At 72.3% G+C, this 13,642-nt stretch carries 15 protein-coding genes; 5 read left to right on the plus strand and 10 right to left on the minus strand.

Features of this window, described 5'->3' with window-relative positions; all coding sequences use genetic code 11:
* Positions 1-219: 219 nt before the first annotated feature.
* A complete protein-coding gene (locus GL259_RS11195) occupies positions 220-681 on the plus strand; it encodes a GNAT family N-acetyltransferase (RefSeq protein ID WP_159531668.1) in 462 nt (153 codons plus the stop codon).
* Between the two features lie 76 nt (positions 682-757).
* On the opposite strand, the gene GL259_RS11200 is transcribed toward GL259_RS11195, so the two are convergent.
* On the minus strand, positions 758-1,891 hold the full coding sequence (locus GL259_RS11200) for a glutathione-independent formaldehyde dehydrogenase (RefSeq protein WP_159531670.1): 1,134 nt from the start codon (positions 1,889-1,891) through the stop codon (positions 758-760).
* A gap of 181 nt (positions 1,892-2,072) precedes the next feature.
* Here GL259_RS11200 and GL259_RS11205 point away from each other — a divergent pair, with 181 nt between their 5' ends.
* Positions 2,073-2,264 (plus strand): hypothetical protein, encoded by a 192-nt coding sequence (locus GL259_RS11205; RefSeq protein ID WP_159531672.1) that lies wholly within the window; start codon positions 2,073-2,075, stop codon positions 2,262-2,264.
* A 21-nt stretch (positions 2,265-2,285) separates the two neighbouring features.
* On the opposite strand, the gene glpK is transcribed toward GL259_RS11205, so the two are convergent.
* From glpK to GL259_RS11225, 4 genes are all read right to left on the minus strand, one after another.
* Positions 2,286-3,803, minus strand: a complete 1,518-nt coding sequence (gene glpK, locus GL259_RS11210) for a glycerol kinase GlpK (RefSeq protein WP_159531674.1) — start codon at positions 3,801-3,803, stop codon at positions 2,286-2,288.
* Positions 3,804-3,824: 21 nt separating this feature from the next.
* Positions 3,825-4,712, minus strand: a complete 888-nt coding sequence (locus GL259_RS11215) for an MIP/aquaporin family protein (protein ID WP_159531676.1) — start codon at positions 4,710-4,712, stop codon at positions 3,825-3,827.
* Between the two features lie 98 nt (positions 4,713-4,810).
* Positions 4,811-5,800 (minus strand): prolyl aminopeptidase, encoded by a 990-nt coding sequence (pip, locus tag GL259_RS11220; protein ID WP_159531678.1) that lies wholly within the window; start codon positions 5,798-5,800, stop codon positions 4,811-4,813.
* A 31-nt stretch (positions 5,801-5,831) separates the two neighbouring features.
* Positions 5,832-6,575, minus strand: a complete 744-nt coding sequence (locus GL259_RS11225; RefSeq protein ID WP_159531680.1) for a uracil-DNA glycosylase — start codon at positions 6,573-6,575, stop codon at positions 5,832-5,834.
* Between the two features lie 159 nt (positions 6,576-6,734).
* On the opposite strand from GL259_RS11225, the gene GL259_RS11230 reads away from it, so the two are divergent.
* Complete coding sequence (locus GL259_RS11230; RefSeq protein WP_159531682.1) at positions 6,735-7,445, plus strand: RNA-binding S4 domain-containing protein; 711 nt, start codon at positions 6,735-6,737, stop codon at positions 7,443-7,445.
* Between the two features lie 124 nt (positions 7,446-7,569).
* On the opposite strand, the gene GL259_RS11235 is transcribed toward GL259_RS11230, so the two are convergent.
* Positions 7,570-8,256 carry a class I SAM-dependent methyltransferase gene (locus GL259_RS11235; protein ID WP_243762288.1) on the minus strand — a complete coding sequence of 229 codons (687 nt, stop codon included), beginning with the start codon at positions 8,254-8,256 and terminating at the stop codon, positions 7,570-7,572.
* Positions 8,257-8,432: 176 nt separating this feature from the next.
* Between GL259_RS11235 and GL259_RS11240 the strand changes: the two genes are divergently transcribed.
* On the plus strand, positions 8,433-8,696 hold the full coding sequence (locus tag GL259_RS11240) for a DUF6343 family protein (protein ID WP_208026458.1): 264 nt from the start codon (positions 8,433-8,435) through the stop codon (positions 8,694-8,696).
* Positions 8,697-8,741: 45 nt separating this feature from the next.
* Here GL259_RS11240 and GL259_RS11245 read toward each other — a convergent pair whose 3' ends face one another.
* The 4 genes from GL259_RS11245 to rpsA form a co-directional block, all read right to left on the minus strand.
* Entirely contained in the window at positions 8,742-9,122 is a 381-nt protein-coding gene (locus GL259_RS11245) for a tetratricopeptide repeat protein (protein WP_159531688.1), read from the minus strand.
* Positions 9,123-9,171: 49 nt separating this feature from the next.
* The gene (gene coaE / locus GL259_RS11250) at positions 9,172-9,792 is read right to left on the minus strand and encodes a dephospho-CoA kinase (RefSeq protein WP_159531690.1); all 621 of its coding nucleotides are present in this window, start codon (positions 9,790-9,792) and stop codon (positions 9,172-9,174) included.
* 64 nt (positions 9,793-9,856) lie between these two features.
* Positions 9,857-10,795 (minus strand): PAC2 family protein, encoded by a 939-nt coding sequence (locus tag GL259_RS11255; RefSeq protein WP_159531692.1) that lies wholly within the window; start codon positions 10,793-10,795, stop codon positions 9,857-9,859.
* 174 nt (positions 10,796-10,969) lie between these two features.
* On the minus strand, positions 10,970-12,463 hold the full coding sequence (rpsA, locus tag GL259_RS11260) for a 30S ribosomal protein S1 (RefSeq protein WP_159531694.1): 1,494 nt from the start codon (positions 12,461-12,463) through the stop codon (positions 10,970-10,972).
* A gap of 364 nt (positions 12,464-12,827) precedes the next feature.
* Here rpsA and GL259_RS11265 point away from each other — a divergent pair, with 364 nt between their 5' ends.
* A complete protein-coding gene (locus GL259_RS11265; protein ID WP_159538549.1) occupies positions 12,828-13,640 on the plus strand; it encodes a class I SAM-dependent methyltransferase in 813 nt (270 codons plus the stop codon).
* Positions 13,641-13,642 lie beyond the last annotated feature (2 nt).

Raw genomic sequence — 13,642 nt, forward strand, 5'->3', positions numbered from 1 at the left:
GGTCTGCGGGCCGGTGGAAAGACTAGGAGGGCGCCCGGACGGAGGCGAACGAAAAAGGGATGCGGCGGCGCCCGGGGGCCCGCATGATCGGTGGGTTGCCCGCCACGCCCCCTGGATGATCGGAGCCCGCGTGATCCGGCGCGTCACCGCCCCCGGCCCCTTCCCCCCGCCCGCCTGCTGCCACGCCTCCCCCGTCGAGGCGGACACCGCCGCGGGCTCGTGAGGAGCGGCGACCGGGCCGTGGTCCTGCGCCGGGCCCTGCCCCGCGACGCCGGCGCCGCGGCCGACGTCTGGCTGCGGTCCTTCGCCGCCGCCCTGCCGGCCGTGGTGCGGCCCCGGTCCGACGCCGAGGTGCACGCCTACTTCCGGCACGTACTCGTCCCGCTGCGCGAGACCTGGGTGGCGGCGGCGGGCGGGGACGTCGTCGGGGTGATGGTGCTGGAGGGCGAGGAGCTGGCGCAGCTCTACCTCGCCCCCGAGTGGCGCGGGCGCGGGATCGGTGACCGGTTCGTCGCCCTGGCCAAGGAGCGCAGCCCTGCGGGGCTCTCCTTGTGGACCTTCCAGGTCAACGGGCCCGCGCACCGCTTCTACGAACGGCACGGCTTCACGGCCGTGCAGTGGACGGACGGCTCCGGCAACGAGGAACGCGAACCGGACGTGCGGTACGCGTGGCGGCCGTAGGCGCCCCGTGCCCCGCACGGGGCGCCTACGGTCCCCGTACGGGGCGCCCGCGCTTCCCGTCCCCGGGGGCCGCGGGCTACGGGTGCAGCACCACCTTCGTGTAGCCCTCGATCCGCTTGTCGAACTTGTCGTAGGCCGACACCGCCTGCTCCAGGGGGAGTTCGTGGGAGACCACGAAGCTGGGCTTGGCCCTGCCCTCGATGATCATGTCCCGCAGATGCCGGTTGTAGCGCTTGACGTTGCACTGCCCCGTCCCCACCCGCAGGCCCTTCTCGAAGAGCTTGCCGATCGCGACGAGGAGCATGCCCTGCTTGGCCTGCTCGTCCGGGGCCCCCGGGTCGGCCGGGACGTAGAGGCCGGGCACGCCGAGCGCTCCGGTGGCCCGGACCGTGTTGACGAGCGAGTTCAGGACGGTGGCCGGCTCCTCGCGGTCCGTGCCGCCCTTCGTCGCCTGGTAGCCGACGGCGTCGATGCCCTTGTCCGTGCCGAGGCCCCCGGTCTGCTCCTTGATCTGCTCGGTCGGGTCGCCCTCGGCGAAGTTGACGGGCACCGCGCCGATCTCCTCGGCCTTCTGCAGCCGCTCGGGGACCCGGTCCACGACGAACACCTTCTTCGCGCCGCGCAGCAGGGCCGAGTAGGCGGCCATGAGCCCGACCGGTCCCGCGCCGTACACCGCGACGCTCTCGCCGGGGCGCACCTGGGCGAGTTCGCAGCCGTGGTAGCCGGTGGGGAAGATGTCGGCGAGGAGGATGAAGTCGGTCTCGTGCTCCTCTCCCGGCGGCAGCTTCAGACAGTTGAAGTCGGCGTAGGGGACGCGCAGGTATTCGGCCTGGCCGCCCTTCCAGGGGCCCATGGCGACGTATCCGTAAGCACCCCCGGGAAAACCGGGGTTGACGGTCGTGCAGTACCCGGTGAATCCCTCGGCGCAGTTGCGGCAGAATCCGCAGGCGACGTTGAAGGGCATGACCACGCGGTCGCCCTCCTTGAGCGAGGTGACCCCCTGGCCGACTTCCTCGATGATTCCCATGTTCTCGTGACCGAAGACGATGCCGGGTTCGGCGGCGGTGCGTCCTTCGTACATGTGCAGATCGGAACCGCATATCGCGGTGGAGCTGATCCGCACGATCACGTCGTTGGGATGCTGGATACCGGGCTTTTCGACGTCCTCGACCGCGACGCTGAACGGTCCCTTGTACACGACGGCCTTCATGGCGGTGACCTCCGCTCGACGGCACGGGAATCTTTTCGTCACGCCCCCCGCTCTCCGCGTGACTCATCTCTCATGATTCCGCGACCTACCGGGTCGGGCAAACCGGTAATGTCCGGCGACAGAGGTTCAAATGCGTCCGGTACCACACCCGAGCGGTACCGAGAACGAGAGGAGGCGGGAAATGGCGGCACAGCGACTGGGGACCCTGCTGGTCCCGGTGCCCGGGGTGTCGGGCACCGTCTACCCGCCGGGAACGACCGTGACGGTGCGTGGTCGCGGGGCGAGCGTCGACGCCTTCGTCAACGGCGACTGGCTCGCCCTGTCCTGGTGGGAGTTCTCCGACGGCCTGCGCGAGGACATCGCCGACCGCTGACGCCGGGCGGCGCCGGCGCCGTCAGGTGACCCTGACCCAGTCGAGGGTGCGCTCCACGGCCCGCTTCCAGTCCTGGTAGCCGTCCCGGCGCTGCTCCTCGCTCCATTCCGGGTTCCAGCGCTTCGACTCCTGCCAGTGGGAGCGCAGCTCGTCGGTGTCGCGCCAGAAGCCGGTGGCGAGCCCGGCGGCGTAGGCGGCGCCCAGCGCGGTGGTCTCGGCGACCACGGGACGGCTGACCGGCACCCCCAGCACGTCGGCCTGGATCTGCATGCACAGGTCGTTCGCGGTCACGCCGCCGTCGACCTTGAGCACGTCCAGGTGCACGCCCGAGTCCTGCTCCATGGCCTCGACGACGTCGCGGCTCTGGTAGCAGATGGCCTCCAGCGCGGCCCGCGCGAGGTGGGCGCCGGTGTTGTAGCGGGCCAGGCCCACCATGGCGCCCCGGGCGTCGGAGCGCCAGTACGGGGCGAACAGACCGGAGAAGGCCGGCACGAAGTACATCCCGCCGTTGTCGTCCACCTGGCGCGCCAGTTGCTCGCTCTCCGCGGCGCTCCTGATGATCTTCAGCTGGTCGCGCAGCCACTGCACGGCCGCGCCGGTGACGGCGATGGACCCCTCCAGCGCGTAGACCACGGGACTGCCCGCGAACTGGTACGCCACCGTCGTCAGCAGTCCGTGCTGCGACCGCACCAGTTCGGTGCCGGTGTTCAGCACCAGGAAGTTGCCGGTGCCGTAGGTGTTCTTGGCCTCGCCGGGGGAGAAGCAGACCTGCCCGACGGTCGCCGCGTGCTGGTCGCCGAGCACCCCGGTGACCGGGACGGCGGCGCTCAGCGGCCGGGAGGTGCGGGCCCGGCCGTACGCCTCGGGGTCGGACGAGGGGTGGATGGCCGGCAGCATCGCCCGCGGGACGCCGAAGATCTCCAGCAGTTCGTCGTCCCAGTCCAGGGTCTCCAGGTTCATCAGCATGGTGCGGCTGGCGTTGGTCACGTCGGTGGCGTGCACCCCGCCGGCCGGCCCGCCGGTGAGGTTCCACAGCACCCAGGCGTCCGTGTTGCCGAACAGGGCGTGTCCCGCCTCGGCGGCCTCGCGCAGTCCCTCCACGTTCTCCAGCAGCCACTTGAGCTTGCCGCCGGAGAAGTAGGTGGCCGGCGGCAGTCCGGCCTTGTGGCGGATGACCTCGCCGTGGCCGTCGCGTTCGAGGGCGGCGGCGATGCTGTCGGTGCGGGTGTCCTGCCAGACGATGGCGTTGTAGTACGGGCGGCCGGTGCGCGGGTCCCAGACCACCGTCGTCTCGCGCTGGTTGGTGATGCCGACGGCCACCAGGTCGGTGGCCGACAGGCCGCCGGTGCGCAGGGCGTTCTGGATCACCGTGTTGGTGCGCTCCCAGATCTCCACCGGGTCGTGCTCGACCCACCCCGACCGCGGCAGGATCTGGCTGTGCTCGAGCTGGTGCTTCGCCACCTCGTTCCCGGAGTGGTCGAAGACCATGAAGCGTGTGCTGGTGGTCCCCTGGTCCACCGCGCCGACGAATTCGGGCATCGTTGCGACCTCCTGGTGCGTCTAGGGTTCTTCGGTGGCCGGGCCCTCCTCGGGCTCCTGCTGCCTGGCCTTGAGCACCGGGCCGATGAGCAGGTCGTACACGACGGTCCCGAGGACCCCGCCGATGAGCGGGCCGACGATGGGGATCCACCAGTAGCCGCTGAACCACTGGAACGTCCCGGGCAGGGCGATCGCTCCCCAGCCCTCGAAGTAGGTGAACAGGCGGGGGCCGAAGTCCCGTGCGGGATTGATCGCGTATCCGGCGTTGGTGCCGAACGTCAGGCCGATGGCGACGACCACCAGGCCGATGAGGAACGGGTGGAGGTTCGACAGCGGGGCCGTGTTGCGGGTGTCGATGAGCGCGCAGATCAGAAGGAGCAGGATTCCGGTGCCCACGATCTGGTCGAGCAGGGGGCCCCACCACGAATCCCCGAAGTATTCGGCGGGGAACGTGGCGAAGATCGAATAGGTCCCCAGCGACTCGTCCCGCGGAATTCCCTCCCCGGCGTTGGACGCGTCGATCGCCCACCGGTAGCAGGCGTACACGAGCGCGGCGGCCACGAAGGCGCCCACGACCTGCGCCAGCCAGTAGGGCAGGACCTTCCGCCAGGGGAAGTCCCGCCGGACGGCGAAGGCGAGGGTCACCGCGGGATTGAGGTGGGCGCCGCTGACACCGCCGGCCACATAGACGGCGAACACCACGGCGAGGCCCCAGCCCCACGCGATGATGAGCCAGTTGGCGGGCCCGAACTCCACCACCTGCCGGCCCGATCCGGGCAGTCCGACGACGGCCACGGCCACTGACGCGATGCCCAGCAGGATCAGGACGAACGTCCCCAGGAATTCGGCGAGCATCTCGCCGAAGAGGTCTTTTCGATAGCCGCGTCGATGTGCAATGCGTTCAGCCATCGGCTCTCCTCGGCTGGAATGTCTGAGACTTTCCCTCCCCTCACCGGAAGCGTATGTCCATTGGTGGGATCATGCTCACGGAGCGTTGGATTTCCCTCTTATGGAGCACAGCGCGACGGCGCCCACCGGTCGCCGCGCGCGTACGCGTCCGTCGCCGCCACCAGCGCGTCGTCCCCGGCGGCACCGGCGTCGTGGCCGGCCTCGTCCACGATCACCAGCTCGCTGTCCGGCCAGGCGTGGTGGAGGCGCCAGACGACGCCGAGGAGGTTGCCGAGGTCGAGGCCGCCCTGCACCAGGGTGCCGGGGACGCCGTGCAGCAGGTGGGCGTCCCGGAGGACGACGCCCTCGTCGCCGCCCCCGCCGAGGAAGTGGCCGTTGCTCCAGTAGTGGGTGACGGTGCGGGCGAAGCCCATGCGGAACTCCGGGTCCCGGAAGCGCGCGACCGAGCCGGGCGGGGCGGGGACCATCGCCGTCTCCCAGTCGGTCCAGGCCCGTGCGGCCCGCTCCCGCACCTCGGGGTCGGGCGACTCCAGCAGCCGGTTGTACGCGGCGGCCGGGTCGCCGTCGCGCTCGTCCGCGGGCAGTCCGGCGAGGAACCGCTCGTGGGCCTCCGGGAAGATCTTCCCCAGCCCCCGGGTCAGCAGGGAGACCTCCTGGTCGGACCCGGTGGCGACCCCCGTCAGCACCAGCTCGGACACCACTTCGGGGTGCGTCTGCGCGTACCGCAGTCCCAGGACCGATCCCCACGACACGCCCCACACCAGCCACCGCTCGATCCCCAGGTGGGCGCGCAGCCGCTCCAGGTCCGCCATGAGGTGGGCGGTCGTGTTGACGCTCATGTCGGTGGCGGGGTCGCTCGCCCGGGGTGTCGAGCGTCCGGCGCCGCGCTGGTCGAGCAGCACGATCCGGTACGCGGCCGGGTCGAAGTACCGCCGGAGGTTCGGACTCGTACCGGATCCCGGCCCGCCGTGCAGCACCACCGCGGGCTTGCCGCGCGGGTCGCCGCTGGTCTCCCAGTACACGCGGTTGCCGTCACCGACGTCGAGCATGCCGCGGTCGTACGGTTCGATCTCCGGATACAGGCTCATCCGGGCACAGTAGCGGCCGCGCGGCGGACGATCATCCCGTTTCCGTGCGGGCGGTCCCGCCGCCCCGCACGGGCAGTCCCGCCGCCTCGGCCGCCGTGCTCAGCACCTCCCGGAGCATCCCGGGGGTGAGCCGGCCGGTGAAGGTGTTGCGCTGGCTGACGTGGAAGCAGCCGAGGAGGTGGAGACCGGGGCCGTCGGCGGCGGGCAGCACGACGTGGGCGCCGTGGGCGAAGGCGGGACGCGGCCGGGGCACCGTCCAGCCGGCCTCGGCGAACGCGGGCAGCGCGGCCTGCCAGCCGAAGGCGCCGAGGACGAGCGCGGCCCGCACCGTCGGCCGCAGCAGGTGCAGCTCCCGCACCAGCCAGGGCCGGCAGGTGTCCCGTTCCCCGGGCGTGGGCTTGTTGGCGGGCGGGGCGCAGTGCACGGGCGAGGTGACGCGTACGCCGTACAGCTCCAGGCCGTCCCCGGCGTGCACGGAGGTCGGCTGCGAGGCGAGCCCCACGTCGTACAGCGCCCGGTACAGCACGTCCCCGGAGCGGTCCCCGGTGAACATGCGCCCCGTGCGGTTGCCGCCGTGCGCGGCGGGCGCCAGCCCGACGATCAGCAGCCGGGCGTCCGGCGGCCCGAAACCGGGCACCGGCCTGCCCCAGTACGTCCAGTCCATGAAGGCGGCGCGCTTGGTGCGGGCGACCTCCTCGCGCCAGTCGACCAGCCGGGGGCAGGCGCGGCAGCCGGCGATGCGCCGGTCGAGTGCGGTGAGGCCGCCGGGGTCCATGACTCCACGGTAGGGGTACGGGGCGACGGGAGGCCGCGCCGGGCGGACCAGGTGCTGACCGCTCCGGGCCCGTGACCGGTACGGCGGCGGTCCCGCGGGGCGCGGCACCGCTCGAAATCCGGGCACGGTCCACCGGCGAGGAGGACTAAGGTCGGGGACATGGCTTCTGAGGGTGCGGAGTACGACAGGACGCGTGGGGCCGGGGACACGGCGGGGGCGACGGACGGGGCCTCCCAGGAGGCGGCGGCTCCCCCGGACCCGAAGATCGCCGCTGCCGTGGCGGCGGCCGAGGCGGCCGGGCCGCAGCCCGGCGAGACCGTGCGGATCGACAGCTGGATCTGGTCCGTACGCCTGGTCAAGACGCGTTCCCTCGGCGCCGCCGCCTGCCGGGGCGGCCACGTGCGGGTGAACGGCGAGCGGGTGAAGCCCGCGCACTCCGTCCGCGTCGGTGACGAGGTGCGCGTGCGGGTCGAGACCCGGGAGCGGGTCGTCGTCGTCAAGCGGCTGATCCGCAAGCGGGTCGGCGCCCCGGTCGCCGCCCAGTGCTACATCGACAACTCCCCGCCGCCCCCGCCCCGCGAGGCCGTCGCCCCGGCCGGGATCCGCGACCGCGGCGCGGGCCGCCCCACCAAGCGCGACCGCCGCGAACTGGAGCGCCTGCGTGCTCTGGGCGGACCGGGCCCCTTCGGCGCGCCGGGCGGGTTCGGCACGCCCGGTGGACCGGGCGGAGCCGGTGACCCGGGCGCCGCACCGGGCGGGTCCGGCGTCCGCCGCGGCGGATCCGCCGGTCGTGGTGGGGCCGCCGGCCGTGGGACGACCGGTGGCCGCAAGGCCCGCGGCAAGGGGTCCGGCGGCGCGGCCCGGCCGTGAGCACCCGGTGTCCGGCGGGGGCGCCCCTGCCGGACACCCTTTCCGGCCGCTGTCCCGGAGGGGACCGCGCCCCGCCCTCGCGCCCGTCCCCACCCGAGGGGGCCCGCCCGAGGGGGTCCCGTCCTCAGCCGCCCGTCACCGGCACCGCCCTCACCCACATCCGGTCCGCCGTCAGGTACCGGTCCACCCTCAGGCCCGCCTCCCCCAGCGCCTCCTCGAACTGCTGCCTCGTCAGCGGCCGTGCCCGGAACGTCTGCGTCCAGGTCGCGTCCGGGAACACGTACTCCGCGCGCACCGAGTCGACCCCGTCGCCGACCGGCTCCGACGACACGATCCGCACGGTGAAGCCGGAGGGGTCCACCCGCTCGCGCGGCACGTCGGTGTGGTAGTCCTCGCCCTCCCGCTGGATCAGCACGCACCCGCCCTTCGCCAGGTGCCGCACACAGGTGCGCAGCATTCCCCGCCGCACCTCGACGTCCCCCACGTGCACCAGGAACGACGCCAGGAGCACCACGTCGAACGTCTCGCCCAGGTCGAGCCTCTCCACGGGACTGTGTATCGTCCGCGCCCCGCGCACCCGCTCCAGCATCTCGGCGGACTCGTCCACCGCCGTGACCTCGAAGCCGCGCTCCAGCAGGGCGTGGGTCATCCGCCCGACCCCGCTGCCCAGCTCCAGGATGCGTGCACCCGCGGGCACCGCCGCGGCGATGACGTCCGGCTCGTCCCCGACGGGCAGCCGCGCGTAGAGCTCCACCGCGCAGCCGTCCGGGGTGATCGCCCCGGGTCCCGTCCCCTCGTACCCCTCACGCATTTCCGGTTCCATGCCCGTCCAACGGCCCGTTTCCGCACGCCCGTTCCCCTCCGCCGCGGATTCACCCGTTCGAGTCAGCCGGCGTCGGATCACGGGGCGTCCGGCAGCGCCGTATGTGCTCCTCGTCCGGGGAACCCGGAAGGGAGGAGGAGACGCGGACGGGAGTGGTGAGGGTGATGCGTACGGGCAGTGAACCGGTGACCGCGCGCAGTCCTCTGCGGATGCGGCTCTGGCTGAGCGTCTGGGGTGCGGTCTGGACGGTGTTCGGGACCGCGGCGTTCGCGGTCGTGGGGCGCTGGGGCTGGGCGCTCGCCTGCGGGCTGCTGTGGCTGGTCGTCATGGTCGACCTGGCCGTCGTCGTGCGGCGCATCCGCCAGGGCGCCCACTACCAGCCGGGCCGCGACGTCCCGCCGTACGAGCCGCCGAGCAGCCGCCCGTGAGCCGTGGCGGCGACGGGTGCGGGCGTGGCGGCGGGCGCGGGCCGCTCACGCCTCGAAGCGCGCCGCCTCGAGGTACTCCGGGTTCGGGTCCAGCGCCGCCGCCAGCCGGAAGTGGCGCTTGGCCGGGCGGGGGCGGTTCTGGCGCTGATAGGTGCGGGCGAGGGCGAAGTGGGCGAAGGCGTTGTCCGGCTCGCGCTCCAGGACGAGGGAGAACTCCAGCTCGGCGGGGCGCAGCTGGGCCGCGGCGAAGAAGGCCCGTGCGCGCAGCAGCCGCGCGGCGGTGTTCTCCGGGTGGACGTCGATGACGCCGTCGAGCAGCTTCACCGCGCCCTGCGGATCCCGGGAGGCGAGCAGCTGCTCGGCGGCACGGAAGTCGATGACATGCGTCTCCGGCGTACGTCCGGTCGAACCACTGGTCTCGGGCACGGCGCAATCCTTCCCTCGCTGGAGGGGTTCAACGCCTCGTCCGGGGCCGCTATTCCTGAGGGGTCCGCCGGGACGCCCGCGCCCTGCGGACGAGCTCGGCCCACACCTCCTTCACGCGCCGCTCCAGCGCGTCGAGGGGGACGTCGTTGTCGATGACGATGTCGGCGATCTCCCGGCGCTGTTCGCGGGTCGCCTGGGCGGCCATGCGCGCGCGGGCGTCCTCCTCGGTCATGCCGCGGCGCCGCACGAGCCGGTCGAGCTGGGTCGCGGGGCTCGCGTCGACGACGATCACGAGGTCGTAGAGGGGGGCGAGGCCGTTCTCCGTGAGGAGGGGGACGTCGTGGACGACGACGGAGTCCTCGGCGGCGGCCCCCTCCAGCTCACGGGAGCGGGCGCCCACCAGGGGGTGGACGATCGAGTTGAGGACGGCCAGCTTCTCCGGATCGGCGAAGACGACGGAGCCCAGCCTGGGCCGGTCCAGGCTGCCGTCCGCGGTGAGCACCTCCTCGCCGAAGGCGTCCACGACCGCCGCGAGGCCGGGTGTCCCCGGCGCGACGACCTCACGGGCGATGCGGTCCGCGTCGATCAGCACCGCCCCGCACTCGACGAGCAGCCGGGACACCTCGCTCTTGCCGGCGCCGATCCCGCCGGTCAGGCCCACCTTCAGCATGAGCGGAAGCTTAGGGCCTGGCGCCGGCGGGCCCTCCGGCGGACCCTCCCGTCGCGGGGTCCCGTCAGCCGTCCCCTTCGCGCTCCGCCAGGAACCGCTCGAACTCGCGCCCGATCTCGTCCGCCGACGGGATCTCCACCGGCTCGGCGAGCATGTTGCCCCGGGTCTCGGCTCCCGCGGCGGCGTCGTACTGGTGCTCCAGGCCCTGGATGAGGGCGGCGAGTTCGTCGTCGCCCTCCCGGACCTGGCGGTCGATCTCGGTCTGGGTGCGGTGGGCGTCGGTGCGCAGGGCGTGCGCGACGCCGGGCAGGACCAGCCCGGTCGCGGCCGTGATGGCCTCCAGGACGGTGAGCGCCGCGTCCGGGTACGGGGAGCGGGCGACGTAGTGCGGGACGTGCCCGGCGACGCCCAGGACGTCGTGTCCGGCCTGCATGAGCCGGTACTCGACGAGGGCCTCGGCGCTGCCGGGGACCTGGGCCTCGTCGAACGGGCTGCTGTGCCCGGGGACGAGGTCGGTGCGGTTGCCGTGCGGGGTGAGGCCGACGGGGCGGGTGTGCGGGACGCCCATCGGGATGCCGTGGAAGTTCACCGACAGGCGGACGCCGAGCCGCTCCACGATCTGCCGCACGGCCGCGGCGAAGCGCTCCCACTCCACGTCCGGTTCGGGGCCGGAGAGCAGCAGGAAGGGGGCTCCGGTGGTGTCCTGGACGAGGCGCACCTCGAGGGCGGGCACCTCGTAGTCGCTCCAGCGGTCGCGGGTGAAGGTCAGCAGCGGGCGCCGGGCGCGGTAGTCGATCAGCCGGTCGTGGTCGAACCGGGCGACGACCTGGTGGGGCAGCGCGTCGAGCAGCCGGTCGACGATCTGGTCCCCGGTCTCCCCCGCGTCGATGTATCCGTCGAAGTGGTAGAGCATGACAAGTCCGGCCGACTCCTGGGCGAGCGCCATGTCGACGACGGCCAGCCCCTTCGGCTCCCAGGCGTACAAATCCTGCGGATCAAGCACAGTGACCGCTCCTCCTCGTGTCCGTACTGCACAACGTGACGCGCGGCACCCGCATTCCCGGCGCCGGGAACGCGCCGAGGGCCCGCACCCCGGATGGGGTGCGGGCCCTCGGCCCTGGAGCTCGCGCTCAGCGGTCACCGCGCCCGGCGCGGGTTCCGCTCAGCGTGCGTGCGCTCAGCTCTGGCCGCCGGCCAGCTTCTCGCGCAGCGCGGCCAGCGCCTCGTCCGAGGCCAGCGCACCGGAGGTGTCGCCGCCCTCGGAGGAGTACGAACCGCCGCCGGACGCGGCCGGAGCGGCGGCCTCGCCACCCTCGGCAGCGGCCTGGGCGTCCGCCTCGCGGGACTTGATGACCTGCGCCTGGTGCTGCTCGAAGCGCTGCTGCGCCTCGGCGTACTGGCGCTCCCACTCCTCGCGCTGCTTCTCGTAGCCCGGCAGCCAGTCGTTGGTCTCCGGGTCGAAGCCCTCGGGGTAGATGTAGTTGCCCTGGTCGTCGTAGGACGCGGCCATGCCGTACAGGGTCGGGTCGAACTCGACCGCCGTCGGGTCGGCACCGAAGGACTCGTTGGCCTGCTTCAGCGAGAGGCTGATGCGGCGGCGCTCGAGGTCGATGTCGATGACCTTGACGAAGATCTCGTCGTTGACCTGGACGACCTGCTCCGGGATCTCCACGTGGCGCTCGGCCAGCTCGGAGATGTGGACCAGACCCTCGATGCCCTCGTCCACGCGGACGAACGCACCGAACGGAACCAGCTTCGTGACCTTGCCGGGCACGACCTGGCCGATCTGGTGGGTGCGGGCGAACTGCTGCCACGGGTCTTCCTGGGTCGCCTTCAGCGACAGGGAGACGCGCTCGCGGTCCATGTCGACGTCGAGGACCTCGACGGTGACCTCCTGGCCCACCTCGACGACCTCGGACGGGTGGTCGATGTGCTTCCAGGACAGCTCGGAGACGTGGACCAGACCGTCGACGCCACCCAGGTCCACGAAGGCACCGAAGTTGACGATCGAGGAGACGACGCCGGAACGGACCTGACCCTTCTGGAGGGTGGTGAGGAACGTCTGGCGGACCTCGGACTGGGTCTGCTCCAGCCAGGCACGGCGGGACAGGACCACGTTGTTGCGGTTCTTGTCCAGCTCGATGATCTTCGCCTCGAGCTCCTTGCCCACGTAGGGCTGGAGGTCGCGGACGCGGCGCATCTCGACCAGGGAGGCCGGGAGGAAGCCGCGGAGGCCGATGTCGAGGATGAGACCACCCTTGACGACCTCGATGACGGTACCGGTGACGATGCCGTCCTCTTCCTTGATCTTCTCGATGGTGCCCCAGGCACGCTCGTACTGGGCGCGCTTCTTCGAGAGGATCAGGCGGCCTTCCTTGTCCTCCTTCTGGAGGACCAGGGCCTCGATCTCGTCGCCGACGGCGACGACCTCGTTCGGGTCGACGTCGTGCTTGATCGAGAGCTCGCGGCTCGGGATGACACCTTCGGTCTTGTAACCGATGTCGAGCAGGACCTCGTCCCGGTCGACCTTCACGATGACGCCGTCGACGATGTCGCCGTCGTTGAAGTACTTGATCGTCTCGTCGATCGCTGCGAGGAACGCTTCCTCGTTACCGATGTCGTTGACCGCTACCTGCGGGGTGGTGGCGGTGGTCTCGGTGCTGCTCGTCATGTGGGAAAGGGCTCCGGTACGGACATTGAAGTCGTAGGTACTGCTACGCCGGAGCCCGTTTCGCTCTGCAGAAGCCGGACAGCCAAGGAAGCGCCTCACCTGCGACGGTGACGGCGCCTCGACAACCGAGGGGACATACAACAGATGCGAGCGCAGCCTGCTACGTCTGAGGTGCGCAGGCCCGCAGCGCAACTTGTAGCATACGGGGGCTGCCGGGCAGGGTCAATGCGCGAAGCCCCCCACCCGGGGCGGATCGCCGCATAACCGGCACAATTCCCGTCCCACGAGGCCGCGCAGGCCGTGTCGCGCCCCTGCGGCGACACGCCGGGGACGGGCTGGACGGAAGAGTACGACGAGGGAGCCGATCATCCAAGAGCCCGAAGCACCCGAACCGGAGGCCACCCGACGGGAGGCCGGTGTCGCGGAGAGCTCCCGCGCCAACCGGGGCTGGTGGGACCGCAACGCGGACGAGTACCAGATCGAGCACGGCACGTTCCTCGGCGACGACCGCTTCGTGTGGGGTCCCGAGGGCCTGGACGAGGTGGAGGCCGAGCTGCTCGGCCCGCCGGAGGAGCTGAAGGGACGGGACGTCCTGGAGCTGGGCGCCGGCGCGGCGCAGTGCTCGCGCTGGCTGGCCGCCCAGGGCGCGCGCCCGGTGGCCCTGGACCTCTCGCACCGGCAGCTGCAGCACGCGCTGCGCATCGGCGGATCGTTCCCCCTGGTGTGCGCCGACGCGATCGCGCTCCCCTTCGCGGACGGCTCCTTCGACCTGGCCTGCTCGGCGTACGGGGCGCTGCCCTTCGTCGCCGACCCGCGGCTGGTGCTGCGCGAGGTGCACCGGGTGCTGCGGCCCGGCGGGCGCCTCGTCTTCTCCGTGACCCATCCGATCCGCTGGGCGTTCCCCGACGAGCCCGGTCCCGAGGGGCTCAGCGTCTCCGCCTCCTACTTCGACCGCACGCCCTACGTCGAGCAGGACGAGGAGGGCCGCGCGGTGTACGTCGAGCACCACAGGACGCTCGGCGACCGCGTCCGCGACGTCGTCGCCTCGGGTTTCCGCCTGGTGGACCTGGTGGAGCCGGAGTGGCCGGCCTGGAACACCTCCGAGTGGGGCGGCTGGTCCCCGCTGCGCGGCGGCCTGATCCCGGGGACGGCGGTCTTCGTGTGCGTGCGGGACTGAGC

It is taken from the genome of Streptomyces sp. Tu 3180 (genome assembly GCF_009852415.1).
In the GTDB taxonomy this organism is placed as follows: domain Bacteria; phylum Actinomycetota; class Actinomycetes; order Streptomycetales; family Streptomycetaceae; genus Streptomyces.

Coding starts and splice junctions, on each gene's coding strand:
- GL259_RS11200 (WP_159531670.1), bottom strand. CDS start 1,891: ATGAAGGCCGTCGTGTACAAGGGACCGTTCAGCGTCGCGGTCGAGGAC.
- GL259_RS11205 (WP_159531672.1), top strand. CDS start 2,073: ATGGCGGCACAGCGACTGGGGACCCTGCTGGTCCCGGTGCCCGGGGTG.
- glpK (WP_159531674.1), bottom strand. CDS start 3,803: ATGCCCGAATTCGTCGGCGCGGTGGACCAGGGGACCACCAGCACACGC.
- GL259_RS11215 (WP_159531676.1), bottom strand. CDS start 4,712: ATGGCTGAACGCATTGCACATCGACGCGGCTATCGAAAAGACCTCTTC.
- pip (WP_159531678.1), bottom strand. CDS start 5,800: ATGAGCCTGTATCCGGAGATCGAACCGTACGACCGCGGCATGCTCGAC.
- GL259_RS11225 (WP_159531680.1), bottom strand. CDS start 6,575: ATGGACCCCGGCGGCCTCACCGCACTCGACCGGCGCATCGCCGGCTGC.
- GL259_RS11230 (WP_159531682.1), top strand. CDS start 6,735: ATGGCTTCTGAGGGTGCGGAGTACGACAGGACGCGTGGGGCCGGGGAC.
- GL259_RS11235 (WP_243762288.1), bottom strand. CDS start 8,256: ATGCGTGAGGGGTACGAGGGGACGGGACCCGGGGCGATCACCCCGGAC.
- GL259_RS11240 (WP_208026458.1), top strand. CDS start 8,433: ATGCGTACGGGCAGTGAACCGGTGACCGCGCGCAGTCCTCTGCGGATG.
- coaE (WP_159531690.1), bottom strand. CDS start 9,792: ATGCTGAAGGTGGGCCTGACCGGCGGGATCGGCGCCGGCAAGAGCGAG.
- rpsA (WP_159531694.1), bottom strand. CDS start 12,463: ATGACGAGCAGCACCGAGACCACCGCCACCACCCCGCAGGTAGCGGTC.